Consider the following 23,976-nt stretch of genomic DNA (forward strand, 5'->3'; position numbering starts at 1 on the left):
ATGTGGACCGGCTTTTGGCAGCGAACCAGCGGTGGCCGCGCGCTTAACTGGACGTCAGCGCGAGACCTTGCCGGCCTTGATGCACGAGGTGCAAGCGTTCACGCGCTTCGGCGTCCCGCCCACCACGGTACGCACACGCTGGATGTTCGGGTTCCAGCGGCGGGACGTACGGCGGTGCGAGTGCGAGATGTTGTTGCCGAAGCCCGGCCCCTTGCCGCAGACGTCGCAGTTGGCAGCCACGGGTCACTCCAAAGACTTCAGATGCACTTACGGTTGATCCCGGCATGCCGGAATCGAGATCATAGGATCTGAGTGGCGTTGCCAGGGGGAAAGCCCGACCTGGATCGGGCAACCGGAGCAGCATACAACGGCTGCGTCCGTACAACGAAACTACCATGGCCGCCCCGGGCCTCGCTCCGGCCCCCGGGCCTCGCTCCGGCCTTCGCAGCCCGCACGCCAAGGTTTCCCGCCGGGCGCCCGCCCCGCCCTCTTCCTGACCGGACCCGCTCTGGGTCTACGCTGCGTCACACGTCCAGCAGTTCAAGGAGGCGCAGGTGGCGCAGGTGCCGCAGCCATTGGATGCTCTCGCGGTGCGCACCTGGTGCGGTCTCGCGCTTCAGGCGCTGGGGCGGGCGCGCGAGGAGATCGACGCGATCAACGTCTATCCCGTGGCCGACGGGGACACCGGCACGAATCTCTATCTGACCGTGGAGTCGGCAGCCGCGGCCGTCGAGGCGGTCTTCGCCGGGTACGAGACGGGCGCCGTGACCGGCGCGCGGCGGCCGACGCTCGCGGACGCCGTCCGGGCCATGGCGCACGGCGCGCTCATCGGGGCGCGCGGAAACTCCGGGACGATCCTGGCGCAGTTGCTGCGGGGCATGGCCCAGGTGCTCGCCGCCGACGGTGAGACCGCCCACACCGACGCGCAGGGACTGCGGCTCGCTCTCCGGCGGGCCGCGGACTCCGCGCGCGAGGCCGTCGCACATCCCGTGGAGGGCACCGTCCTGAGCGTGGCCTCGGCCGCCGCGGACGCGGTCACCGGCGCCGAGGGCGACTGTGGGTCGGTCGCGCGGGCGGCGTACGAGGGGGCGCGGGCGGCCCTGGCGGCGACACCCGGGCAGCTGGCCGTCCTGGAGCGCGCCGGTGTGGTCGACGCGGGCGGCCGGGGGCTGGTGGCGGTGCTCGCGGCGCTGGTGGAGACCTTCACGGGAGAGGCGCCGCGGGCGACCGTTGAGGCAGCGGTCGCGGTCGACGGCTCGGGAGGGGCTCCGCACGCGCGCCTGCACGGCGTCACGACGGCCGTGGCCCGAGAGACGGCCATCGCACACCAGAGGACCGCGGCCACGCCCCGGGAGACGACCCCCGCGGCCCAGGAGTGCGTGGACGGTGCGGTGGACGGGGCCGGGCCCGCGTACGAGGTGATCTATCTCCTGGAGGCCGACGACGCGGCCGTGGCCCGGCTGCGGGAGCGGCTCGACGTGCTGGGGGACTCGCTCGTCGTGGTCGGCGGGGACGGGCTGTGGAACGTCCACGTGCACGTCGACGACGCGGGTGCCGCCGTCGAGGCGGGCGTCGAGGCCGGGCGCCCGTACCGGATCCGGATCACCCACTTCGCCGCCGGTGATGTACACACCGGCGGCGCCGGACGGCCGCCGCGCGAGCGGGCCCAGCGGGCGGTGGTGGCCGTGGTGCCGGGGGAGGGCCTGGCCGGGCTGTACCAGGAGGCCGGGGCGACCACTGTGCTCGCCCGGGCCGGGGAGCCGCCGGCCAGCGGGGAACTGGTGGAGGCGGTACGGCGGGCGCACGCGCGCGAGGTGGTGCTGCTGCCGAACGACGCGGATCTGCGCCACACTGCGGCCGCCGCGGCCGAGCAGGCGCGCACGGAGGGCGTCCGTGTGGCGCTCATCCCGACCCGGTCCGCGGTGCAGGGCATCGCTGCGCTGGCCGTGCACGAGCCGGAGCGGCGCTTCGACGAGGACGTCGTGGCCATGACGTCGGCGGCCGGCGCGACACGGTACGCCGAAGTGGCGGTCGCGGAACGGCAGTCCTGGACCATGGCCGGCATCTGCCAGGCCGGCGACGTCCTCGGCCTGATCGACGGCGACGTCGCGGTGATCGGCTCGGACGTCACGGCGGCGGCGGAGACGGTCCTGGACCGCATGCTCGCGGCGGGCGGCGAGATGGTCACCCTGGTCCTGGGCGACGAGGCCCCGGAGTCCATCGCGGCGCACCTGGAGTCCCGGGTGCGCGAGTCGTACCTGGCGGTCGACACGGTGGTGTACCGGGGCGGCCGCCAGGGACCGCTGCTGCTGATCGGCGTGGAGTGAGCCAGAACCACCACCTCCGCGCCCCGCACAGCGGGCACCCGGCGGCACTGTCACCGGTCCGGGTGTGACTCCAGCAGCTCCAGCAGCCGCTCCGCCTCCGCCCGCCGCGTGCGGACCGTCTCCGTGTCGCCGTCGGCATCCTCGTACGCGGACAACGCCGACAGCACCGCACGCGCGCGTGCCGACGCCGCGGCCGGGCGGCGGAGGTCGGCCTCCAGCCGGCCCGCGGCCAGTTCCGCGCCGGTACGGAAATCGAGGCCGCCCGCGCCGAGGGACTGGAAGACCATGATGGCCTCCGTGACGTGGGCCAACGCCTCCTCGTAGGCCGTGCGCAGCGTCTCCGCGTCCGCGTCGTCGCCGACCGACCGTGCGATCAACTCGCCGCACTGGCGGTGGGTGTGGCCGAGCTCCATGACCAGCCGGTCACGGGCGTCGTCGTCCGCGGTGGAGGCCGCCGCCGACGCGCACTCTCCCACCGCCTCCGCCATCAGCTTCCGCGCTGTGTCCAGGCCCGCGTCCCCACCGGCCGCGAGCCACGCCCGGGCACGCAGGGCACGCACCAGGCCGTGCGTGTTGCCCAGCTCCCGCCACAGGTCCCCGGCGCGGGCATACGCACGGTCCGCCTCCGCCGGCAGGTCCGCGCGGCCCAGCGCCTCCGCGGCCAGGTGGGCCAGCATCGCGTGGTCGCGCTGCTCCGGCCAGTGCCGGGCGATCTCCGCGGCCCGCAGCCACCGCTCCGCCGCCGCGCGGTGCTCGCCCAGCTCCGTATGGCAGTCGCCGAGCCACCACTGCGTCTGCACGATCGCCCCGTCGCCGTGCGTCTCGGTGGTCAGATCGGGCAACGCCGACTCCAGCACCTCGGCCGCCTCGGCGAAACGCCCCTGCTGGAGCAGGAAACCGCCCAGCTGGTGCCGCGCCCACGCGCCCAGCGTGGGGCCCTCGCCCGCCTCGTCGGCCCAGTGCGCCGCCTCCAAGGCGTGCTCGGCGGCCTGATCGAGCTGTCCCGACGCACCCAGCGCCTCCGCCAGCTGGAGGTGAAGCTGCGCCTGCCCGACCGGCTCCAGATGCCCCTGGCCGTGCTCCAGCGCCGCGCGGGCCGCCCGCTGCGCCACCTCCGCGTCGCCCAGCTGCCGCGCCATCCCGGCCAGCTGTGCCTCGTGTTCCACCGCGAACCACGGAAGTCCCGCCGCGACGTACTCCTCGGCCGCCCGCGCCAGCAGCTCAGTGGCGGCCTGAGCGTCCCCGGCACGCGCCGCCAGCTCCCCGAGCATCGCCTTCGCATCCGCCGCCCGGGACGCGAGGCGTACCTGCGACGTGTGCGGCTCGGCGAACGCCAGCAGTTCCCGCACGGCCTCCTCGGCGGCCTCCGTGGAGTCGTCGTCCTCGTGCAGCCGGTGCATCAGGATGCGGGCCCGTCCCACGAGCACGGACGCCGTCTGCCGCACCCCGGTCCCGCCCTCCTCGAAGAGGGCGAGCACCTCCTCGCGCAGCCCGGTGACCGTCTGCAGCGCCTCGTCGGCGTCGCCCGTCAGCGCGCGTACGAACGCTCCACGCGCGCGTGCCGCCAGCGCCTCCCCGGGGTCGCCCGCCGCCGCATACAACTCGGCCGACCGCTCGAAGAGTTCGGCGCCCTCCGGGCCACGGCTCAGTGCCTCATGGTCGACGAGGTCCGCGCGGTCCCGGGGGTCCAGCTCCTGGCCCTCCGCGGCGCGCGCCACCGCGGCCCACGCGTTCATGGCGTCCGGGTGCAGAGCGTCGTTCAGGCGCCGGGCCTCGGCGACCAGGGCCGGAAGGTCTCGCTCCTGGACCGGGGCGACCGGCGGCGGTGCCACGGGCGCCGGACGGGCCGCCGTACGCACGCCCAGCGGGAGCCGGTCCACCAACGGGCGGCGGTCCATCCGCTCCCGGGTGCGCTCACCGACGTACCGCGTGCCGTTGCGCGTGTCGAAGCGGGCGGCGAGCGCAAGCGCCTCCTCGCGCGCGTGGGCGGCCAGTTCGCGCGCGGTCCACTCCCGGCCCGCCGGGCCCGGCACCGACTGGTCGCCGAATCCCAGCTCGACCAGCCGGTCCATCAACAGCGCCACCACCGCCAGGAAGTCCAGCTTGCTGCGCGGCTCCCCGGAGTCGGTGAAGTACGTCGGCCGCTCGGCCAGGAGTTCGAGGCCGCGTGCCTCGTTGCCGGTCAGCGCGCAGAACTCCACGTGGTCCGCGTACGAGCCGCGCATGCTCTCCATGGCCCGTACCAGCCGGAAGCCGCGCAGGTGGTGGGCCCGCGCCTCGTCCAGGCGGCCCAGACGCAGCAGCGGCAGCAGGGAGGAGGCCAGCACCGCGTGCGGCTCGTGCGCGCACACGTACTCGCCCTCAAGGACCGGCCGCCACAGCTGAAGCGCCTGCTCGTCCTCGCCCTTGTGCGCCTGCCACCACCCCTGGTCGTGCAGCTCGCACGCGTGGCAGTCGGCCATGCTGTCCCGGTCGGCGGCCAGCCATGCCCCGTACGCCCGCTCGGCGCGTTCCAGGTCCCCGATGTGCGCGGCGACGCTGAACTCGGCGCTGCGCACCGCCCGTTCGGAGTGCCCGGCCAGCCGGTAGCGGCGCTCCATCTCGCCGAGCCACTTCTCCATGACGTCGAGCCGGATGTGCGGCTGACCCAGCATGCCCGACGACATCCACTTGAAGACCCAGAACAGCGAATGGGCCTCGTACTCGTCGAAGTCCTCAGGGCGCTCGTCCCACATGCGCAGCAGACGCGCGAACGGGACGAACACCTTGTCCTTCTCGGAGCTGTAGTTGTAGACCTTCAGCTGGTGCCCGAGCGCCTCGATCACGGCCAGCGGGATGTTCAGCTTCTCCGCCTCCACGAGCAGCTGCTCCGCGCGCGCGTTGCGCGCCGGCCCCTCCGGCTGCTCGTAGTTTTCCGCCATCGCCTGGCGCAGTGAGTCGAAGTCCATGACCTGGCTCATCGGTGGCCTCCCTCCGGGGAGTTGGGATGCGTGGCCCATTCCAGGAGCCCGATGAACGCGCGGTTCAGCAGCGCGGAGTCGGCGGGCCTCAGGGGGCGCTGCGCCATCAGCAGGGCCTGACCGTAGAGGGACTCGGTGGCGGTGCCGATCAGCTCCGGGTCGTCCAGGGAGCTGATCCTTCGGATCAGCGGGTTGAGGTGGTTGAGGACGAGGCGCGCACGGGGCGCGCTGCCCCGCAGCGAGCCCAGGATCCCCGCCCACAGATCGTCGGCCTGCTCCTCGGCCTCCGCGCGCGCCTGCTCGTGACGGGCCGCCCGGTCGTCCAGGTGCAGCGCGGGCACGGACAGCGGATGGAACGCCCGGAGCACGACGTCGCAGCCCAGGGGGTCCAGTTTGGCGCGCGCGGCCCCCAGGAAGGCCGACAACGCCAGCTCCTCCGCCGGGTCGACCGCGTCCAGATGCGCGGTCACGGTGTCCGCGTCCAGTTCCGCGACCACCGTCCCCGGGCGCACCGACGGCAGCGCCTCCACCAGCTCGCTGTCGTACGTGTAGCCGCCGTTGACCACACCGACACCTTGCGCGGAGGCGATCGGCGCGACCTGACGGTACTCCTCCACGGTCCGCGTGAAGTGCACGACCGGATGCCGCTGCGCGAACTCCTCCAGGGACAGCCGCCCGTCCGTCGTCTCGAAGGGCAGCCACGGCAGCATGGTGCGCAGCATCTCCTTGTCGTGCCGAGCGAGCGACTTCACGCCCAGGTAGTGCACGGACAGGAAGGCGGCGAGACGCTCGGGGTCACCGGCCGCGAGCCCCGTCAGCCACGACCGGATGCGCTCCCCGAGGGCCTCGCGCACGGCCCCCAGGGTCTCGTCCTCGTACAGCGACTCGCGCGACGCCGTGGGCCGCAGACTGTCCGTGTCGAGCACACAGCGCACGAAGAACGCCCAGTCGGGCAGCAGCTGTTCGGCACGCTCGGTCAGCAGCATGCCCTTCAGGTGCACACGGTGGCTCGCGCGCTGGGCCGGGCTGACCGCGGTCGGCAGTACGTACGCCACGCCCCGGATCCCGGCGAGCGGCACGTCCAGGTCGATCGTGTCCAGCGGGGTGAAACCGAACAGGTCGTGACAGTGGCGCGCCAGGGCCACCCTTCGGGTGGTGGGGGAGGGGTACGCGCGGTCCCAGGGCGCCGGCAGGTCCGTGATCGCCTCGTCGCCGACCCTGACGTCGTACGGCAGCAGCGACCCGAAGTCCCGCGCCAGGGAGCGCACCCGGTCCGCGGAGAGCCAGTCGGCGGCGCCGGGACGCGCCACCAGGTGCACGGTGGTGCCGGGTTCCGGACGGGCATCGTGCGGCAACGTCCGTACGACGTACGAGCCGTCGTCGGCCGCCGTCCACTCCACGGGCGCCGCGTCCGGCGTACGGGCGCTGCGGCTGACGACCCGGATGCGCTCGGCGACGACGAAACAGGCCAGCAGCCCGATGCCGAACTGCCCCAGGAAGTCGGAGCGTGCCTCCTGGAGGCCGTCGGCCCGCTTCGAACTGCGTCCGATGGTGGCGAGGAGGCTGTGCACGTCGGACTCGGTGAGCCCGACACCCGAGTCCTCGACACGGAGGGCGCCGCCGTCCGCATACAGCCGGACCGTGGCGGGCGCGTCCGGCTGCTCGGCCCGGCGCGCGGTGATCGCGTCCACGGCGTTCTGCAGCAGCTCGCGCAGATAGACCTTGGGGCTGGAGTAGAGATGATGGGAGAGCAGGTCCACGAGACCGCGCAGGTCGACCTGGAACGTATGAGGTGAATGAGGTGACTGTGGTGCCTGTGATGACTGCGAGGTCTGGGAGTCCATCGTCACTGCGCCGCGGGTGGGGGCCGGTCGACGGCGCGGGGTCGGGCGGTCCCGGTGGGGCGGTGACCGCGGAGGCGAGCCGGAGGAATGCGCCATCCTAGGCCCCGAACGACCGGCCTGACCAGCGGATTTCCAAGACGTATACGGCATTGTCAGTGGCGTGGTGTGCAATGGATCTCGTGCCCGCACTGGAAGAACCACTGAAGAAGGTGCTCGGCCCCGCCACCGCGAAGGTGATGGCCGAGCACCTCGGCCTGCACACCGTCGGAGACCTGCTCCACCATTACCCGCGCAGATACGAGGAGCGCGGTCAGCTCACCCACCTCGCCGACCTGCCCATGGACGAGCACGTCACGGTGGTCGCCCAGGTCGCCGACGCCCGTCTGCACACCTTCGCCTCGGCCAAGGCCCCTCGCGGCAAGGGCCAGCGTCTGGAGGTCACGATCACCGACGGCAGCGGCCGCCTCCAACTGGTCTTCTTCGGCAACGGCGTGCACAAGCCCCACAAGGAACTCCTGCCGGGCACCCGCGCGCTGTTCGCGGGCAAGGTCTCCGTCTTCAACCGCAAACTCCAACTCGCCCATCCGGCATACGAGTTGCTGCGCGGCGAGGATGTGTCCGAGACGGTGGACAGCTGGGCGGGCGCCCTGATCCCCCTCTACCCCGCCACGGCCAAGCTGGAGTCCTGGAAGATCGCCAAGGCGGTGCAGACGGTGCTGCCGAGCGCCCAGGAGGCGATCGACCCCCTGCCGGACTCCCTCCGCGACGGCCGCGGTCTGGTCTCCCTTCCCGAGGCTCTCCTCAAGATCCACCGCCCGCACACGAAGGCGGACATCGCCGACGCCCGCTCCCGGCTCAAGTGGGACGAGGCCTTCGTCCTCCAAGTCGCTCTGGCCCGCCGCCGCCACGCGGACACCCAACTCCAGGCGATCGCCCGGAAGCCCAAGCCGGACGGCCTGCTGACGGCCTTCGACGACCGCCTCCCCTTCACCCTCACCGAAGGCCAGCAGAAGGTCTCGAAGGAGATCTTCGACGACCTGGCGACCGAGCATCCGATGCACCGGCTGCTCCAGGGAGAGGTCGGAAGTGGAAAAACCATGGTGGCCCTGCGCGCCATGCTCGCCGTCGTGGACGCCGGCGGGCAGGCCGCCATGCTCGCGCCCACCGAAGTGCTCGCCCAGCAGCACCACCGGTCCGTCGTCGAGATGATGGGGGAGCTGGCCGAGGGAGGGATGCTGGGCGGGGCCGAGCAGGCCACCAAGGTGGTGCTGCTCACGGGGTCCATGGGGGCGGCGGCGCGGCGGCAGGCGCTGCTCGATCTCGTCACCGGGGAGGCCGGGATCGTGATCGGCACCCATGCGCTGATCGAGGACAAGGTGCAGTTCCATGACCTCGGCCTTGTCGTGGTCGACGAGCAGCACCGGTTCGGGGTGGAGCAGCGGGACGCGCTGCGCGGCAAGGGCAAGCAGCCGCCGCACCTGCTGGTGATGACCGCCACGCCGATTCCCCGGACCGTCGCCATGACCGTATTCGGCGACCTGGAGACCTCCGTTCTCGACCAGCTCCCGGCCGGGCGTTCGCCGATCGCCAGCCATGTGGTGCCGGCCGCCGACAAACCGCACTTCCTGGCGCGCGCCTGGGAGCGTGTGCGCGAGGAGGTCGAGGGCGGGCATCAGGCGTACGTCGTGTGCCCCCGCATCGGCGATGAGGAGGACGATCCGAAGAAGGCGAAGAAGTCGCCCGAGGACGAGGCGGAGAAGCGGCCCCCGCTCGCTGTTCTCGATATCGCCGACCAACTCGCCAAGGGGCCGTTGCAGGGACTCCGGGTCGAGGTGCTGCACGGGCGAATGCACCCCGACGACAAGGACGCGGTGATGCGCCGGTTCGCCGCCGGGGAGACGGACGTCCTGGTCGCGACGACGGTCATCGAGGTGGGCGTCAACGTCCCGAACGCCACGGCGATGGTGATCATGGACGCCGACCGCTTCGGGGTCTCACAGCTCCACCAGCTGCGTGGCCGGGTCGGCCGGGGCTCGGCGCCGGGGCTGTGCCTCCTGGTCACCGAGATGCCGGAGGCGAGCGCGGCCCGCCAGCGCCTGAACGCGGTGGCGTCCACCCTCGACGGCTTCGAACTCTCCCGCATCGACCTCGAACAGCGCCGCGAGGGCGACGTGCTCGGCCAGGCCCAGTCCGGCGTCCGTTCCTCGCTGCGCATGCTGGCGGTCATCGAGGACGAGGAGATCATCGCCGAGGCCCGCGAGGAGGCGGCGGCGGTGGTGGCCGCCGACCCCGACCTGGAGCGACTGCCCGGCCTGCGCACGGCCTTGGAGGCGCTGCTGGACGACGAGCGGGAGCAGTACCTGGAAAAGGGCTGAGGACAGCGCCCCGAAAGGGGCGCGGGGCCGTGTCGGCACGCGGCTCCGCGGCATGGGCGCGAGCACCCCCCGAATCCGCAGCCGCGCACGAGACAAAGCCACTCCTCGGCCCTCGCCTGCCAAACTGGATCCGTAACCATCCCCACGACCAAGGATCCGAGATGACCCGCGTGATCGCCGGCGCAGCCGGCGGACGCCGACTGGCCGTCCCGCCGGGAACCGGCACCCGCCCCACCTCCGACCGGGCGCGCGAGGGCCTCTTCTCCACCTGGCAGTCCCTCCTCGGCGGCCCGCTGGACGGCGAGCGGGTCCTCGACCTGTACGCCGGCTCGGGCGCCGTCGGCCTGGAGGCCCTGTCCCGCGGGGCCGGCCACATCCTCCTCGTCGAGGCCGACGCCCGGGCCGTCCGGACCGTCCGTGAGAACGTCCGGACACTCGGTCTGCCCGGCGCCGAAGTCAGGGCGGGCAAAGCGGAACAGATCATCCGGACACCGGCGCCGTCGGACCCGTACGACATCGTCTTCCTGGACCCCCCGTACGCGGTTTCCGACGAGGATCTTCGCGAGATTCTGCTCACACTCCGGACGGGGGGCTGGCTCGCGGCCGACGCCCTCGTCACCGTGGAGCGCAGCACCAGAGGCGGAGAATTCCGGTGGCCGGACGGCTTCGACGCGATCCGGGCCCGTCGTTACGGCGAAGGGACGTTTTGGTACGGTCGCGCCGCCTCTACGTGCGAAGACGCACGATGACCGGACCGGAGAGCGAGGGATCACAAGTGCGCCGCGCCGTCTGTCCCGGGTCGTTCGACCCGATCACCAACGGACACCTCGACATCATTGCCCGCGCCTCCAAGCTGTACGACGAGGTGTACGTCGCGGTGATGATCAACAAGTCCAAGAAGGGCCTGTTCGAGATCGACGAGCGGATCGATCTGATCCGCCAGGTCACCGCCGAGTTCGGGAACGTGGAGGTGGAGGCCTTCCACGGCCTGCTGGTCGACTTCTGCAAGCAGCGTGACATCCCCGCGATCGTCAAGGGCCTGCGCGCCGTCAGCGACTTCGACTACGAGCTGCAGATGGCCCAGATGAACAACGGCCTCTCGGGTGTGGAGACCCTCTTCGTGCCTACCAATCCCACCTACAGCTTCCTGTCCTCCTCGCTCGTCAAGGAGGTCGCCGCCTGGGGTGGAGACGTCTCCCACCTGGTGCCCCCGGTCGTTCTGGAGGCCCTCGACCAGCGCCTCAGGAAGGACTGAGCGGGCCGCGGCCGGCCCCTCGGAACCTGACAGGCCGTCACCCGGTGTCGGTCGGGGCGGGAGTGGTCGTACAGTCGACCCGTCCGTCTCCAACACAGCTGTAGAGAGTGGCGAGCACACGGTGGACGTGCAGAAGAAGCTCGACGAGATCGTGGCGATGGTCTCCGGCGCCCGGGGCATGCCCATGTCGGCCTCGTGCGTGGTCAACCGCGCCGAGCTGCTCTCGATGCTGGAGGAGGTGCGCGCGGCGCTGCCCGACTCCCTGGCCCAGGCCCAGGAGCTGATCGGCGACCGTGAGCAGATGGTCGAGCGGGCCCGCCAGGAGGCCGAGCGGATCATCGAGACCGCGCACGCCGAACGCGGCTCCCTGATCTCCGACACGGAGGTCGCCCGCCGCTCCCAGAACGAGGCCGACCGCATCCTCACCGAGGCCCGTCAGGAGGCCGAGGAGGTCCGCGCCGAGGCCGACGACTACGTCGACTCCAAGCTCGCCAACTTCGAGGTCGTCCTCACCAAGACCCTCGGCTCGGTCGGCCGCGGCCGCGAGAAGCTCCTCGGCACCGGTCCCGGCCTCGACGAGCAGGGGTACGAGGACGAGGACGCCCCCGAGCGCAGTCACGACCCCGAGACCCTGCGCCGCGACGCCGACGCGTACGTGGACGCCAAGCTCGGTGCCTTCGAGGCCGTCCTCGCCAAGACCCTGGAGGCCGTCGGCAAGGGCCGGCAGAAGCTGCACGGCCGTATCGCCACCGACGACCTGGGCGCCCTCGCCGACGACATGACGACCGTCCAGCACTCCAGCGACGCTGACTACCTCGCCGACCTCGCGGCCCTGGCCGACACCCCGGACCGGACGCCCGCGGCCCCTGCCCGGGCACCCGCGATCCCGGCCCAGCAGACTGAGCCGGCCTACGCGCAGCAGCAGGACCCCTACGGCTATCAGCAGACCGACCAGTACGGCTACCAGCAGGCGTACGCCCAGCAGGACCCCTACGGCTACCAGCAGGCCGACCCGTACGCCGCCTACCCGCAGGCGCAGACGTACGACCAGCAGGCCGCGTACGACCAGGGACAGGGCGGGCACCAGGGGTACGCCCAGGACAACGCGCTGGACGAGACAAGCCTCTTCGACACGACCATGATCAGCGCCGAGCAGCTGCGAGCCTACGAACAGGGGCGCGGCGGTCACTGAGCGTGCCGGGTACGCGGGTCCGGAGCGCCCCGAGCGCACCGGATTGGGCTGAGAGCGAAAGGTCCAGTATCCTGGCTCTTCGGTCGCGCGTACCCTTCGCGATCAGCGCTGCCCGGAACACCACGGGTAGGCGTCCCCTCAGAACTCGAAGATCGAAAGCAGGAATGGCCCTGAACGCCCGCCTCGACCACCGGAACCCCCTCGTGTTCGACACGCACGAGCTGGGTCGGCGTCCTGGTGCGCTCCAGCGCCTGACCCGCACGGTCGACGCTCCCAGGGACTTCGGTATCCAGGGAGTCATCGGAGTGCCGGAAGGCGCCCCGGTGGAGCTCGAACTCCGACTCGAGTCGGTCATGGAAGGGGTGCTCGTCACAGGCACCGCCCGTGCATCGGTCGAGGGGGAGTGCGTAAGGTGTCTGGAGCCGCTGGAGCAGGAGCTCGAAGCGGACTTCCAGGAGATGTTCTCGTACCCTGACGCCGACGACCGGGGCCGTGTCAAAGCGGAACCGGCCGACGACGCCGAGGAAGACGAGGACAGGCTCTTTCTCGAGGACGGCCTGTTCGACCTCGAACCAGTGCTGCGCGATGCGGTGGTGCTCGCACTGCCGATGCAGCCGGTGTGCCAGGAAGACTGCCCTGGTCTGTGCTCCGAGTGCGGAGCACGCCTCGCGGACGACCCGGACCACCACCATGACGCCGTCGACATCCGTTGGGCGGCACTGCAGGGACTCGCCGGTTCACTCGGAGACGGCGAGAAGGACGAGATGAGCGGCGCCGAAGCGGGCGTCGACGAGAAGCAGGAGAAGTAGCCGTGGCTGTTCCGAAGCGGAAGATGTCGCGCAGCAACACGCGCCACCGCCGGTCGCAGTGGAAGGCTGCGGTCCCCACCCTGGTTGCGTGCGAGCGCTGCCACGAGCCCAAGCAGCAGCACATCGCGTGCCCGTCGTGCGGCACCTACAACAAGCGCCAGGTCCTCGAGGTCTGATCGGCTGGTGAGAGTGCTGATGTCTGACGCCAAAAACAGTCCTCGCCGTAGCGGGGGTGGTTCGGCGGACAACACAGCCTCGTCCCACACGCTTCTGGAAGGGCGGCTCGGCTACAAGGTCGAGTCCGCCCTTCTGGTGCGCGCGCTGACCCACCGTTCGTACGCGTACGAGAACGGCGGTCTGCCGACGAACGAGCGCCTGGAGTTCCTGGGGGACTCCGTCCTCGGCCTCGTCGTCACCGACACGCTGTACCGCACCCACCCCGACCTGCCCGAAGGCCAGCTGGCCAAGCTGCGGGCCGCGGTGGTCAACTCGCGTGCGCTGGCGGAGGTGGGCCGCGGGCTCGACCTCGGCTCCTTCATCCGGCTCGGCCGGGGCGAGGAGGGCACGGGCGGCCGGGACAAGGCGTCCATTCTTGCCGACACCCTTGAAGCGGTGATCGGCGCTGTCTATCTCGACCAGGGGCTGGACTCGGCGGGGGAGCTGGTGCACCGCCTGTTCGACCCGTTGATCGAGAAGTCCTCGAATCTCGGTGCCGGCCTGGACTGGAAGACCAGCCTCCAGGAGCTGACCGCGACCGAGGGGCTCGGTGTGCCCGAGTACCTGGTCACGGAGACCGGCCCGGACCACGAGAAGACCTTTACTGCTGCCGCCCGCGTCGGAGGCGTCTCGTACGGCACCGGCACCGGCCGCAGCAAGAAGGAGGCGGAGCAGCAGGCCGCGGAGTCGGCCTGGCGCTCCATCCGCGCAGCAGCGGACGAGCGCGCGAAGGCGGCTGCCGAGGCGGGGTCCCCCGACGGGATCACCGACACCAAGGCCTCCGCCGCGGCGAGCGACACGGCCACGGCCTGAATCCTCCGGCACATCCTTCGAAACGGACCCCGCCCCGGCGACAGCGCCGCGGCGGGGTCCGTCGCATGAGGCGCGCGCGCCGCGCCGGCGCCGGGCCTTCTCCGCCTGCCGCTCGGCCCTACGGCGCCGGGTTTTCTCTGGCTGCTGCTCGGCCCCACGGCTCCGGGTCTCCTCCGGCTCGGGCCGCTGGGTGTGGCCGGGGATTCGTCAGTGCGGTCGGAGTTCCGGGAGCGGGGTGCGGGGGCCGCGCCCGAAAGTGGTGCCCTGCTTCCGCCCGGCCTGCCGCCGTTCCCTCCGCCGAGGCCGGAAGGCGCTCGTCGAGCCGCTTTGTTCAAGAGGTACCCTGCGGACATCGCCCCCCCTCGTTCCCCCTTCCGGAGGAGTCCCGTGCCCGAGCTGCCCGAGGTCGAAGTCGTGCGGCGTGGCCTGGAGCGCTGGGTCGCCCACCGGACCGTCGCCGACGTCGAGGTGCTGCATCCGCGTGCCGTCCGCCGGCACACCGCGGGTGGCGAGGACTTCGCGCACCGGCTGAAGGGGCAGCGCCTCGGTACCCCGAGCCGCCGCGGCAAATACCTCTGGATCCCGGTGGAGACCATGGGTACGGCGACCCTGGCCCACCTCGGCATGAGCGGCCAGCTTCTCGTCCAGCCGTACGACACCCCGGACGAGAAGCACCTGCGTATCCGCCTGCGCTTCGACGACGCCCTCGGTACCGAGCTCCGCTTCGTCGACCAGCGCACCTTCGGCGGCCTCTCGCTGCACGACACCACGCCCGACGGCCTGCCCGACGTGATCGCGCACATCGCCCGCGACCCCCTCGACCCGCTCTTCGACGACGAGGCCTTCCACCGGGCACTGCGGCGCAAGCGCACGACCATCAAACGGGCCCTGCTCGATCAGTCTTTGATCAGCGGCGTCGGCAACATCTACGCGGACGAGGCCCTTTGGCGTGCCCGTATCCACTACGAGCGGCCGACCGCGAACTTCACGCGCCCGCGTACGACCGAACTCCTCGGCCATGTCCGGGAGGTGATGAATGCCGCGCTCGCTGTCGGCGGCACCAGCTTCGACAGTCTCTATGTCAACGTCAACGGAGAGTCGGGCTACTTCGACCGGTCACTGGACGCGTACGGCCGCGAAGGACTGCCCTGCCGGCGCTGCGCCACACCGATGCGCCGCCGCCCCTGGATGAACCGGTCCAGCTACTTCTGCCCGAGGTGTCAGCGGGTGCCGCGCGTTTCTTCGTAGGACCGGCGTGCTTCCAGCACGTCGTCCATCCGCCCCTCCACGAAGTGGATGAGGGCCAGGAGGCGCTCGGCGACCTCGCGGCCCAGGGGAGTCAGTTCGTAGTCCACGCGGGGCGGATTCGTCGGCTGTGCCTCGCGGTGCACCAGACCGTCACGCTCCAGCGCGTGCAGGGTCTGGGACAGCATCTTCTCGCTCACGCCGTCGACACGGCGGCGCAGCTCGTTGAAGCGGAAGGGCCCCTCGTGCAGGGCTCCCAGCGTGAGCGTGCCCCAGCGTCCCGTGACGTGCTCCAGCGTGCCCCGCGAGGGACAGGCCTTGGCGAACACGTTGTAGGGGAGGTTCTGGTCCTCCGTGAGCTGTTGCGTGCTGTTCATGACACAAGCGTAGCCGAACACAGCGCTAACCAACAGGTTGCACTAACCGAAAGTTAGTGCTTTCCTTTTTTCATCGCTGGTGAGCTGCTCCTTCCTCGCGGCTCCCGTTCATGCTTCCAAGGAGTACGTCACCATGACCGCCCCTGTTGTCTCCATCGCCTACCACTCCGGCTACGGCCACACCACCGTCCTCGCCGAGGCCGTACGGGACGGCGCCGTGGAGGCCGGCGCCCAGGTGCACCTCATCAAGGTCGACGAGATCACCGACGAGCAGTGGGCGATCCTGGACGCCTCGGACGCGATCGTCTTCGGTTCACCGACCTACATGGGCACCGCGTCCGGCGCCTTCCATGTCTTCGCCGAGGCCTCGTCGAAGCGCTGGTTCGGGCAGGACTGGAAGGACAAGCTGGCCGCCGGCTTCACCAACTCCGGATCCAAGAGCGGTGACAAGCTGCACACCCTCCAGTTCTTCCAGATCCTGGCCGCACAGCACGGCATGAACTGGGTCAATCTCGGTCTGCACCCGGGCTGGAACAACAGCGCCGGCTCCGAGTACGACCTCAACCGGCTCGGCGTCTTCCTCGGTGCCGCCGCGCAGACGAACGTCGACGAGGGCCCGGAGGCCGTCCACAAGGCCGACGCGGCGACGGCCCGGCACCTCGGCCGCCGCGTCGCGGAGACGGCGAGGCAGTTCGGGCTGGGCCGCGCGGCGGCGTAGGCATGGCCGTGCCCCCGACCGGAGTCCCCGGCCGGGGGCACGCCACCCGTACGAAGCGCGTCAGTAACCGAAGAAGTGACGCGCCGGGTCTCCGACCTGCGGTCGCCTGACCGATGGTCGCTTGGTACCTGGGAGTGAGGGCGGGCACCCCTCCGCCTTGGGCGGCAGCGGCCCCGCTCCTGACAGCCATGTCACCCGAATGGCGCAACATGATGTGCCACCCGCATGGGCGAAGCTCAAGCTGGCTAGTGCCCCAATCGAGGTAATCCGTGAAAGGGGAACCGAATGAGCATTCGACGAATCCTCGCCGCCGTCATCGCCACGGCAGCCCTCGCCGGACTCGGCCTCACAGGCGCCGCCACCGCCACCGCCGCCACCGCAAAGGGTGCCCCATCCGTCGTCAGCCCTACGGAGTGCAGGGAGGGCGGCGGAGTGCCCCGGATCGACTTGCCGGGCAACCCCTGCGTGGGCGGCAAGTACGACGGCCAGGCGGTCGACTAAACCCCACAAGGCGCCCCGCAGCCACGCGCCGCGGGGCGCTCCCGCGCGAGCGTAGCCGGGAGAGTCGCAGGGACTGTGCCGACCCACGCAAGACTCTCGGGTGGAGACTGCAGCAGGCCGGCGGCGACGCGCACGGATGCCCAAAGGCGGCGTGCCCCGCGGTCCTCGGCCCTACTCCAGGGTCTTCGCAGCGTTGCGGATGACCTCGAGGACAGCGTTGGGCTGGGAGAGCATCGGGACGTGGCTGCTGTCGAGGCTGACGGTCGTGGCCTTCATCCGTTCGGCGGAAGCGCGCTCCCGGTCCGGGTTCACCGTGCGGTCCTGGGTGCCCACGATGTACCAGCTCGGCTTCGCTCGCCAGGCATTGCCGGGTACCTGCTGGTCGAAGAGGTCCGCGATCGGCGGGTTAGCGGTCGCCAGCACGAGCTTTTGTTCCTCCAGCGGCAGGTCGCCGCAGAAGTCGCCGATACCCGACTCCTTGAGGTAGATGCGGTTGTCGGCGACCTCAAGGTGCTCGAAAACCGGCGAGCTGGGAAACGCGGCCAGGTGCTGCTGCGAGGTCTCGTCGTCGTCCGGGGCAAGCGCGCAGATGTACACAAGAGCGCCCACCCGGTCGTGCACGCCCGCCTTGGTGATCAGCGTGCCGCCGTAGGAGTGGCCCACGAGCACGACCGGGCCGGGCACGTGGTTGATCGCGCGGGTTACGCAGTCGACGTCGCCTGCGAGCGAGTCAAGCCCATGCTGCGACGCGAAGACCTCGCGACCCTCGGCCTGGAGTGCGGGGATGAGCTTTGCGAAGCACGAGCCATCGGCCCACAAGCCGTGGGCCAGCACGATGCTGGCTTTTCCGGCCATGAGTGCCTCCCCTGTCGCTACGTCGCTACCTGCAGCGGAGATCCACTTCGTTTGATCCTCTTTGTTCACCGTAGGTGGGAACTACAGGTGCCGCTCGCCCGACACGAGGTCCAGGCGCGGCTGCACGCGATCCCGTATCTCGGCACGCGGCCGTTGGCGTCGTTCGTGGTTCTGCCGCTGGACCGGAATCGCTTCAACGACCGCGTATGGCGGCCGGCGCTTGGGGCCGCAGGCGTCAAGACCGGTCGGGACAACGGCATGCACGCGCTGCGGCACTTCTACGCTTCGGTGCTGCTGGACGCGGGGGAGAGCATCAAGGCCCTGAGCGAGTACCTGGGCCACCACGACCCGGGTTTCACGCTGCGGACGTACACGCACCTGATGCCGTCGAGCGGGACCCGGACCCGGGCCGCCGTGGATCGCGTCTTCGGGGACGAGGAACCCACGGTTGACGGCCCGGACACGGCCCAGGAGGGTGCATAGCCGTCTGACCTGCGGCTATCTCAGTAACCGAAGTCCTGCGTCCACCAGGGCCCACCGGACCCGAAGTGCACGCCGACACCCAGCGTCTTGAAGTCGCAGTTCAGTATGTTCGCCCGGTGGCCGGGGCTGTTCATCCAGGCATCCATCACGGCCTCGGCGGTCGTCTGGCCGCGGGCGATGTTCTCGCCGCCCAGGCTCCTTATGCCGAGCGCGGCCGCACGGTCCCAGGGGTCGTTGCCGCTGGGGTCGGTGTGGTCGAAGAAGTTCCGCGCGGCCATGTCCTGGCTGAACGCCTCCGCCAGCTTCCGCAGGGGGCTGCTCTGTTTCAGAGGGCTGCAGCCCACCTTGGCCCGCTCCTCGTTCACGAGCTTGAGCACCTGGACCTCGGCCGAGGCCTCGCCGGGCACGGTCACCGACGGGGTGGTCTTCGGCTTCTTCGGGGCCTTCTTCGCCGGCGGCGCGGCCGTCGCCGACTTCGTCGGGGACGGCTTCGGCGAGGCGGTCCGCGTCGGCGTCGCCGGGGACGCCGAGGCCGAGGGGACCGCGGCCGGCGCGGAGGAGCGGTCGGAGTTACGGCTCGTGGACTCGGAGCCACGGTCGTTCGCGGGGCCGCTCGCGCCCCCCTGCTCGGTCGCGAAGCCCGACGGGGTGGTGCCCCCGGCCTGCGCGCTGCCGGAGTTGCCGCTCACCGAGAACTGTTTGCCACCGGGCAGCACCCCGGTGGCGACCGCCACCGTGCCCAGCGCGACGGCCGCGGAGACGCCCAGCAGGCCCGTGCGTACCGGCGTCGCGGCCTTCGCCTTGCGGTGCGAGCGGGTCGCGAGCCGCTCGGCCTCCAGGACCGCGGCGAAGCCGTAGAGGTTTTCCGGGCCGTAGCGCTCCGTGGGGATCTCCTGCTTCTGTGTGACCCCCCCGGCGCGGCCTGAGGCCGCACGTCCGGCGGCGGAGCGTCGGTGGCGTCCCATCTGCTGGCCTTCCTGATCTTGCGGTCAGCGCCCCTCACCCGAACGAGTGAGTTTCACATGAGATTTATCTGGACCGGGACGGTACCGCATGGCGCTGGGGGACGAAGTGCCTGGTGTGACATTGGCCAGTTAGCGTGCAGCCATGAACGACGATGCTCGGCTCGTCGCGTGGGTGCGCGGGCGTGTCCAAGGTGTGGGTTTCCGCTGGTTCACGCGAGCCAAGGCGCTGGAGATCGGCGGCCTGAGTGGTTTTGCTCTCAATTTGGACGACGGGCGCGTCCAGGTGGTCGCCGAAGGCTCGCGGGAGGGCTGCGAGGGCCTGCTGGACTGGCTCCAGGGCGACGACACACCCGGGCGTGTGGACGGAGTCACTGAGATTTGGGACACGCCCCGCGGTGGCTACGACGGCTTCGCGATCCGCTGAGTCGGGTCCGGCGGACCGCCCCGCGGAAGCGGAGGGACATGCCACTGGCACCTGCCCGAAGCAGAAAGGGCCTGGTGGTTGCCAAGAAGCGCTGGTCGTGGCAGGCTCCGCAGATAAGGATGATCTCCACGCCCTCAGGGGTCCGCAGGAGTCGCAGTGCCGCCCTTCGAGGGCCGCGCGCACGCGGGCTGCCCGCCAATACGGGGTGTGATCGTGTTGACCGTCAAACTTTTTGGTGAGACGCTGAAAGCCCCGCGCACCTTAGCTGTTTGGCATGTAAGAACGGCAGCACAAACTCAAGAGTGCCAAGCACCGCGGGTGCGAATCCCTCACGACCCACACCGCTTCGGTCGGTCACTCAGTGTGGAGGACCATCCATCATGGCAAAGGCGCTTCTCGGTTACGTCGGCGGCTCCGACCCGCGACTCCTCGCCGAGATGCGACGGCTCCAGCAGCGCGTCCAGGAGCTCGAATCCGAGCTCGTACGGATCCAGGCGGAGAACGACGCGCTGACGGCTGCCGCTTCTCACGACAGGATCATGGAGAGCATCGACGCACACCAGGCGGAGCCTGCGCTCACCTGATCACTGCACCGCTACACGACAACAGCACACGCAGTGGTTGGCTGCCCGTATCAACCGCTCGGTTGTCAGAGTTGCAAGGGACGCCTCGGCGTCCCTTCTTTCTTGCCCCGCGTTTCCTGCCCGGCGTCTGCCGCGCCGCGCTTGTCGCCCCGCGATGGTTGCCCGCGCACCCTTTCAGTCTCTTTAACGGATGGTGTGCCCTGCACGTTCATGGGTGAAACCGTGGGGTTGCCAGGGTTCATGGAGTGAGATACCGGCGGAAGGTAGAGTCCAGCGGCGTGCACCTCAAGGCCCTGACCCTCCGCGGGTTCAAGTCGTTCGCCTCGGCGACCACGCTCCGGTTCGAGCCGGGGATCACGTGCGTCGTGGGGCCGAACGGCTCGGGCAAGTCCAACGTCGTGGACGCGCTCAGCTGGGTCATGGGCGAGCAGGGGGCCAAGTCGCTGCGCGGCGGCAAGATGGAGGACGTCATCTTCGCCGGCACCACCGGGCGCCCGCCGCTCGGCCGCGCCGAGGTGTCCCTCACCATCGACAACTCCGACGGGGCCCTCCCGATCGAGTACGCCGAGGTCACCATCACGCGGATCATGTTCCGCAACGGCGGCAGCGAGTACCAGATCAACGGCGACACCTGCCGCCTCCTCGACATCCAGGAACTCCTGTCCGACTCTGGCATCGGCCGTGAGATGCATGTGATCGTCGGCCAGGGCCAGCTCGACTCCGTGCTGCACGCCGATCCCATGGGCCGCCGCGCCTTCATCGAAGAGGCCGCGGGTGTGCTCAAGCACCGCAAGCGCAAGGAGAAGGCGCTCAGGAAACTGGACGCCATGCAGGCGAACCTCGCCCGCGTCCAGGACCTGACCGACGAACTGCGCCGCCAACTCAAGCCGCTGGGACGGCAGGCGGCGGTCGCCCGCCGGGCCGCCGTGATCCAGGCCGACCTCCGGGACGCGCGCCTGCGGCTGCTCGCCGACGATCTCGTACGGCTGCGGGAAGCGCTCAAGTCCGAGGTCGCGGACGAGGCCGCGCTCAAGCAGCGCAAGGAGACCGCCGAGGCCGAGCTGAAGAAGGCGTTGCAGCGCGAGGCACTCCTGGAGGACGAGGTACGGCAGCTGACGCCCCGTCTCCAGCGGGCGCAGCAGACCTGGTACGAGCTGTCGCAGCTCGCGGAGCGGGTGCGCGGCACGATCTCGCTGGCCGACGCGCGCGTCAAGAGCGCCACCTCTCAGCCCTCGGAGGAACGGCGTGGACGCGACCCCGAGGACATGGAGCGTGAGGCCGCGCGGATCCGTGAGCAGGAGGCCGAACTGGAGGCCGCCCTGGAGGCGGCCGAGCGCGCGCTGGAGGACACCGTCGCGCACCGGGCCGAGCTGGAACGCGAACTGGCGATCGAGGAGCGGCGCCTGAAGGACGCGGCCCGCGCCATCGCCGACCGCCGCGAGGGCCTGGCCCGGCTGAACGGGCAGGTGGGCGCGGCCCGTTCGCGCGCGGCCTCCGCCCAGGCCGAGATCGACCGGCTCGCCGCCGCCCGAGACGAGGCGCAGGAACGTGCCGTCGCCGCCCAGGAGGAGTACGAGGCGCTCAAGTCCGAGGTCGACGGTCTGGACGCGGGTGACGCGGACCTGACGGAGCGGCACGAGGCGGCGAAGCGGGCCCTCGCCGAGGCGGAGGCGGCTCTGGCGGCGGCCCGCGAGGCGGCCACCGCGGCCGAGCGCAAGCGCGCGGCGGTCGCGGCCCGGCACGAGGCCCTCGCCCTGGGCCTGCGCCGCAAGGACGGCACGGGCGCGCTGCTCGGTGCGAGGGGCGCCCTCTCCGGTCTCCTGGGCCCGGCGGCCGAGCTGCTGTCGGTGACCCCGGGCTACGAAGTCCCGCTCGCGGCGGCCTTCGGCGCGGCCGCGGACGCCGTCGCGGTCAACACACCGGCCTCGGCGGCCGAGGCCATCCGTCTGCTGCGCAAGCAGGACGCGGGACGGGCGGCGCTGCTGCTGGCGGGCGCACCGGAGGAACCGGCCGGCGAGCCGCACACCCCCGACTCGGTCGCCCGACCGGGCCCGGCGCTTCCCGCGGACGCCGTCGGCGGGTTCGGGGACGTGCGAGCCGGGCAGCCCCACGCCCTCGGCGCTTCCCATGCTGATGTGTTTGCCGGCGAGCCCGCGGACGGGGGGTCCCGTTCCGGCGGGCTTCCCTTCGCGGCCGACCTCGTCCATGGCCCCGCCGAGCTGATGCCCGCCGTACGGCGGCTGCTGCGCGGCATCGTCGTCGTCGGCACCCTTGAGGACGCCGAGGAACTGGTCTACGCGCGGCCCGACCTGACCGCCGTCACCGCCGAGGGCGATCTCCTCGGGGCGCACTTCGCGCACGGCGGGTCCGCCGGGGCGCCGAGCCTGCTCGAAGTGCAGGCCTCCGTCGACGAGGCCGCCGCGGAGCTGGAAGAACTCGCCGTACGGTGCGAGGAGTTGGCTCAGGCCCAGCGGCTGGCGGGGGAGCGCCGCAAGGAGTGTGCCGCGCTCGTGGAGGAGCTGGGGGAGCGGCGGCGGGCTGCCGAGCGGGAGAAGTCCGCGGTCGCCCAGCAGCTGGGGCGGCTGGCGGGGCAGGCGCGCGGCGCCGCCGGGGAGGCCGAGCGCTCCACCGCCGCCGCAGCGCGTGCGCAGGAGGCACTGGAGAAGGCACTTCAGGAGGTCGAGGAACTCGCCGAGCGGCTCGCCGTCGCCGAGGAGATGCCGGTCGAGGAGGAGCCCGACACCTCCGTGCGCGACCGGCTCGCCGCCGACGGGGCCAACGCGCGGCAGACCGAGATGGAGGCCCGCCTCCAGGTCCGTACGCACGAGGAGCGGGTCAAGGGCCTGGCCGGCCGGGCCGATGCCCTCGACCGGGGCGCCCGCGCCGAACGCGAGGCACGCGCGCGTGCCGAGCAGCGGCGGGCCCGGCTGCGGCACGAGGCCGCCGTCGCCGAGGCCGTCGCCTCCGGTGCCCGGCAGCTCCTCGCCCATGTCGAGGTGTCGCTGGGCAGGGCGGACGAGGAGCGCACCGCCGCCGAGGCCGCCCGGGCCCGACGCGAACAGGAACTCGGAGCGGCCCGCACCGCGGGCCGCGACCTCAAGGCCGAGCTCGACAAGCTCACGGACTCGGTCCACCGCGGAGAGGTGCTCGGCGCCGAGAAACGGCTGCGCATCGAGCAGCTGGAGACCAAGGCGCTGGAGGAACTCGGTGTCGAACCGGCGGGGCTGATCGCCGACTACGGCCCCGACCAGCTCGTACCGCCCTCCCCGCCGGCCGAGGGCGAGGAGCTGCCCGAGGACCCGGATCACCCGCGCAACCAGCCGAAGCCGTTCGTCCGCGCGGAGCAGGAGAAGCGGCTCAAGGCCGCCGAGCGGGCCTACCAGCAGCTCGGCAAGGTCAACCCGCTCGCCCTGGAGGAGTTCGCGGCGCTGGAGGAACGGCACAAGTTCCTCAGCGAGCAGCTGGAGGACCTGAAGAAGACCCGTGCCGACCTGCTTCAGGTGGTGAAGGAGGTCGACGAGCGCGTCGAGCAGGTCTTCACCGAGGCGTACCGGGACACGGCGCGCGAGTTCGAGGGCGTCTTCAGCCGGCTGTTCCCGGGCGGCGAGGGGCGGCTGATCCTCACCGACCCGGACAACATGCTCACCACGGGCGTCGACGTCGAGGCGCGGCCCCCGGGCAAGAAGGTCAAGCGGCTCTCCCTGCTCTCCGGCGGTGAGCGGTCGCTGACCGCCGTCGCGCTGCTTGTGTCGATCTTCAAGGCGCGTCCCAGTCCGTTCTACGTCATGGACGAGGTCGAGGCGGCACTCGACGACACCAACCTCCAGCGGCTGATCCGCATCATGCAGGAGCTGCAGGAGGCCTCGCAGCTGATCGTGATCACGCACCAGAAGCGGACGATGGAGGTCGCCGACGCGCTGTACGGCGTCTCCATGCAGGGCGACGGTGTGTCGAAGGTCATCTCCCAGCGACTTCGCTAGATGCGTGCTACGTACACCGGTCGCCACCTGCAACTTTCTCGGTGACTTCACTT

Annotated in this window: 20 protein-coding genes and 1 pseudogene; 15 read left to right on the forward strand and 6 right to left on the reverse strand. The window is 71.2% G+C overall.

Going from position 1 to position 23,976, the window contains the following annotated elements; translation table 11 throughout:
* Positions 1-54: 54 nt before the first annotated feature.
* Entirely contained in the window at positions 55-240 is a 186-nt protein-coding gene (gene rpmB / locus Q2K21_RS07940) for a 50S ribosomal protein L28 (protein ID WP_003993230.1), read from the reverse strand.
* A gap of 314 nt (positions 241-554) precedes the next feature.
* Between rpmB and Q2K21_RS07945 the strand changes: the two genes are divergently transcribed.
* The gene (locus tag Q2K21_RS07945; protein WP_310767758.1) at positions 555-2,327 is read left to right on the forward strand and encodes a DAK2 domain-containing protein; all 1,773 of its coding nucleotides are present in this window, start codon (positions 555-557) and stop codon (positions 2,325-2,327) included.
* Between the two features lie 50 nt (positions 2,328-2,377).
* Here Q2K21_RS07945 and Q2K21_RS07950 read toward each other — a convergent pair whose 3' ends face one another.
* Together Q2K21_RS07950 and Q2K21_RS07955 are read right to left on the reverse strand one after the other, a co-directional pair.
* Positions 2,378-5,287, reverse strand: a complete 2,910-nt coding sequence (locus tag Q2K21_RS07950) for a tetratricopeptide repeat protein (RefSeq protein ID WP_310767761.1) — start codon at positions 5,285-5,287, stop codon at positions 2,378-2,380.
* Positions 5,284-7,131 carry an HSP90 family protein gene (locus Q2K21_RS07955; RefSeq protein WP_310780694.1) on the reverse strand — a complete coding sequence of 616 codons (1,848 nt, stop codon included), beginning with the start codon at positions 7,129-7,131 and terminating at the stop codon, positions 5,284-5,286. The genes Q2K21_RS07950 and Q2K21_RS07955 overlap by 4 nt, the downstream gene beginning before the upstream one ends.
* Before the next feature lie 170 nt (positions 7,132-7,301).
* On the opposite strand from Q2K21_RS07955, the gene recG reads away from it, so the two are divergent.
* The 8 genes from recG to mutM all read left to right on the forward strand — a co-directional run bounded on the left by recG (position 7,302) and on the right by mutM (position 15,039).
* A complete protein-coding gene (gene recG, locus Q2K21_RS07960; protein WP_310767764.1) occupies positions 7,302-9,506 on the forward strand; it encodes an ATP-dependent DNA helicase RecG in 2,205 nt (734 codons plus the stop codon).
* Positions 9,507-9,634: 128 nt separating this feature from the next.
* Complete coding sequence (gene rsmD, locus Q2K21_RS07965) at positions 9,635-10,255, forward strand: 16S rRNA (guanine(966)-N(2))-methyltransferase RsmD (protein WP_310780696.1); 621 nt, start codon at positions 9,635-9,637, stop codon at positions 10,253-10,255.
* Positions 10,256-10,281: 26 nt separating this feature from the next.
* Positions 10,282-10,761, forward strand: a complete 480-nt coding sequence (coaD, locus tag Q2K21_RS07970; protein ID WP_310780698.1) for a pantetheine-phosphate adenylyltransferase — start codon at positions 10,282-10,284, stop codon at positions 10,759-10,761.
* 121 nt (positions 10,762-10,882) lie between these two features.
* Positions 10,883-11,953 carry an ATP synthase F0 subunit B gene (locus Q2K21_RS07975; protein WP_310767767.1) on the forward strand — a complete coding sequence of 357 codons (1,071 nt, stop codon included), beginning with the start codon at positions 10,883-10,885 and terminating at the stop codon, positions 11,951-11,953.
* A gap of 164 nt (positions 11,954-12,117) precedes the next feature.
* Positions 12,118-12,762, forward strand: coding sequence for a YceD family protein (locus Q2K21_RS07980; protein WP_310767769.1), 645 nt, complete (start codon positions 12,118-12,120; stop codon positions 12,760-12,762).
* Between the two features lie 2 nt (positions 12,763-12,764).
* Positions 12,765-12,938, forward strand: a complete 174-nt coding sequence (rpmF, locus tag Q2K21_RS07985) for a 50S ribosomal protein L32 (RefSeq protein WP_003951102.1) — start codon at positions 12,765-12,767, stop codon at positions 12,936-12,938.
* A 19-nt stretch (positions 12,939-12,957) separates the two neighbouring features.
* Positions 12,958-13,791: a ribonuclease III gene (gene rnc / locus Q2K21_RS07990; protein ID WP_310767891.1), complete on the forward strand. Its 834-nt coding sequence runs from the start codon at positions 12,958-12,960 to the stop codon at positions 13,789-13,791.
* A gap of 387 nt (positions 13,792-14,178) precedes the next feature.
* The gene (gene mutM / locus Q2K21_RS07995) at positions 14,179-15,039 is read left to right on the forward strand and encodes a bifunctional DNA-formamidopyrimidine glycosylase/DNA-(apurinic or apyrimidinic site) lyase (protein ID WP_310767894.1); all 861 of its coding nucleotides are present in this window, start codon (positions 14,179-14,181) and stop codon (positions 15,037-15,039) included.
* Here the strand turns inward: mutM and Q2K21_RS08000 are convergent.
* Positions 15,012-15,413, reverse strand: a complete 402-nt coding sequence (locus Q2K21_RS08000) for a winged helix-turn-helix transcriptional regulator (RefSeq protein WP_310767897.1) — start codon at positions 15,411-15,413, stop codon at positions 15,012-15,014. The two genes, mutM and Q2K21_RS08000, sit on opposite strands and share 28 nt — an antisense overlap.
* 133 nt (positions 15,414-15,546) lie before the next feature.
* On the opposite strand from Q2K21_RS08000, the gene Q2K21_RS08005 reads away from it, so the two are divergent.
* The gene (locus tag Q2K21_RS08005; protein WP_310767900.1) at positions 15,547-16,131 is read left to right on the forward strand and encodes a flavodoxin family protein; all 585 of its coding nucleotides are present in this window, start codon (positions 15,547-15,549) and stop codon (positions 16,129-16,131) included.
* A gap of 285 nt (positions 16,132-16,416) precedes the next feature.
* On the forward strand, positions 16,417-16,632 hold the full coding sequence (locus tag Q2K21_RS08010) for a hypothetical protein (protein ID WP_310767903.1): 216 nt from the start codon (positions 16,417-16,419) through the stop codon (positions 16,630-16,632).
* A 171-nt stretch (positions 16,633-16,803) separates the two neighbouring features.
* On the opposite strand, the gene Q2K21_RS08015 is transcribed toward Q2K21_RS08010, so the two are convergent.
* Positions 16,804-17,487: an alpha/beta fold hydrolase gene (locus tag Q2K21_RS08015; RefSeq protein WP_067376493.1), complete on the reverse strand. Its 684-nt coding sequence runs from the start codon at positions 17,485-17,487 to the stop codon at positions 16,804-16,806.
* 174 nt (positions 17,488-17,661) lie between these two features.
* On the opposite strand from Q2K21_RS08015, the pseudogene Q2K21_RS08020 reads away from it, so the two are divergent.
* Positions 17,662-17,970, forward strand: a pseudogene (locus Q2K21_RS08020) (tyrosine-type recombinase/integrase); the annotation flags it as partial.
* Positions 17,971-17,990: 20 nt separating this feature from the next.
* On the opposite strand, the gene Q2K21_RS08025 reads toward Q2K21_RS08020, so the two are convergent.
* A complete protein-coding gene (locus Q2K21_RS08025) occupies positions 17,991-18,935 on the reverse strand; it encodes a CAP domain-containing protein (protein ID WP_310767910.1) in 945 nt (314 codons plus the stop codon).
* 142 nt (positions 18,936-19,077) lie between these two features.
* On the opposite strand from Q2K21_RS08025, the gene Q2K21_RS08030 reads away from it, so the two are divergent.
* From Q2K21_RS08030 to Q2K21_RS08040, 3 genes are all read left to right on the forward strand, one after another.
* On the forward strand, positions 19,078-19,359 hold the full coding sequence (locus Q2K21_RS08030; RefSeq protein WP_310767913.1) for an acylphosphatase: 282 nt from the start codon (positions 19,078-19,080) through the stop codon (positions 19,357-19,359).
* 380 nt (positions 19,360-19,739) lie between these two features.
* A complete protein-coding gene (locus Q2K21_RS08035) occupies positions 19,740-19,943 on the forward strand; it encodes a hypothetical protein (protein WP_043444185.1) in 204 nt (67 codons plus the stop codon).
* Positions 19,944-20,221: 278 nt separating this feature from the next.
* Positions 20,222-23,923, forward strand: a complete 3,702-nt coding sequence (locus Q2K21_RS08040; protein ID WP_310767916.1) for an AAA family ATPase — start codon at positions 20,222-20,224, stop codon at positions 23,921-23,923.
* Positions 23,924-23,976: the final 53 nt, after the last annotated feature.

The sequence above is a fragment of the Streptomyces sp. CGMCC 4.7035 genome, from assembly GCF_031583065.1.
GTDB classification, from domain to species: Bacteria; Actinomycetota; Actinomycetes; order Streptomycetales; family Streptomycetaceae; genus Streptomyces; species Streptomyces yaanensis.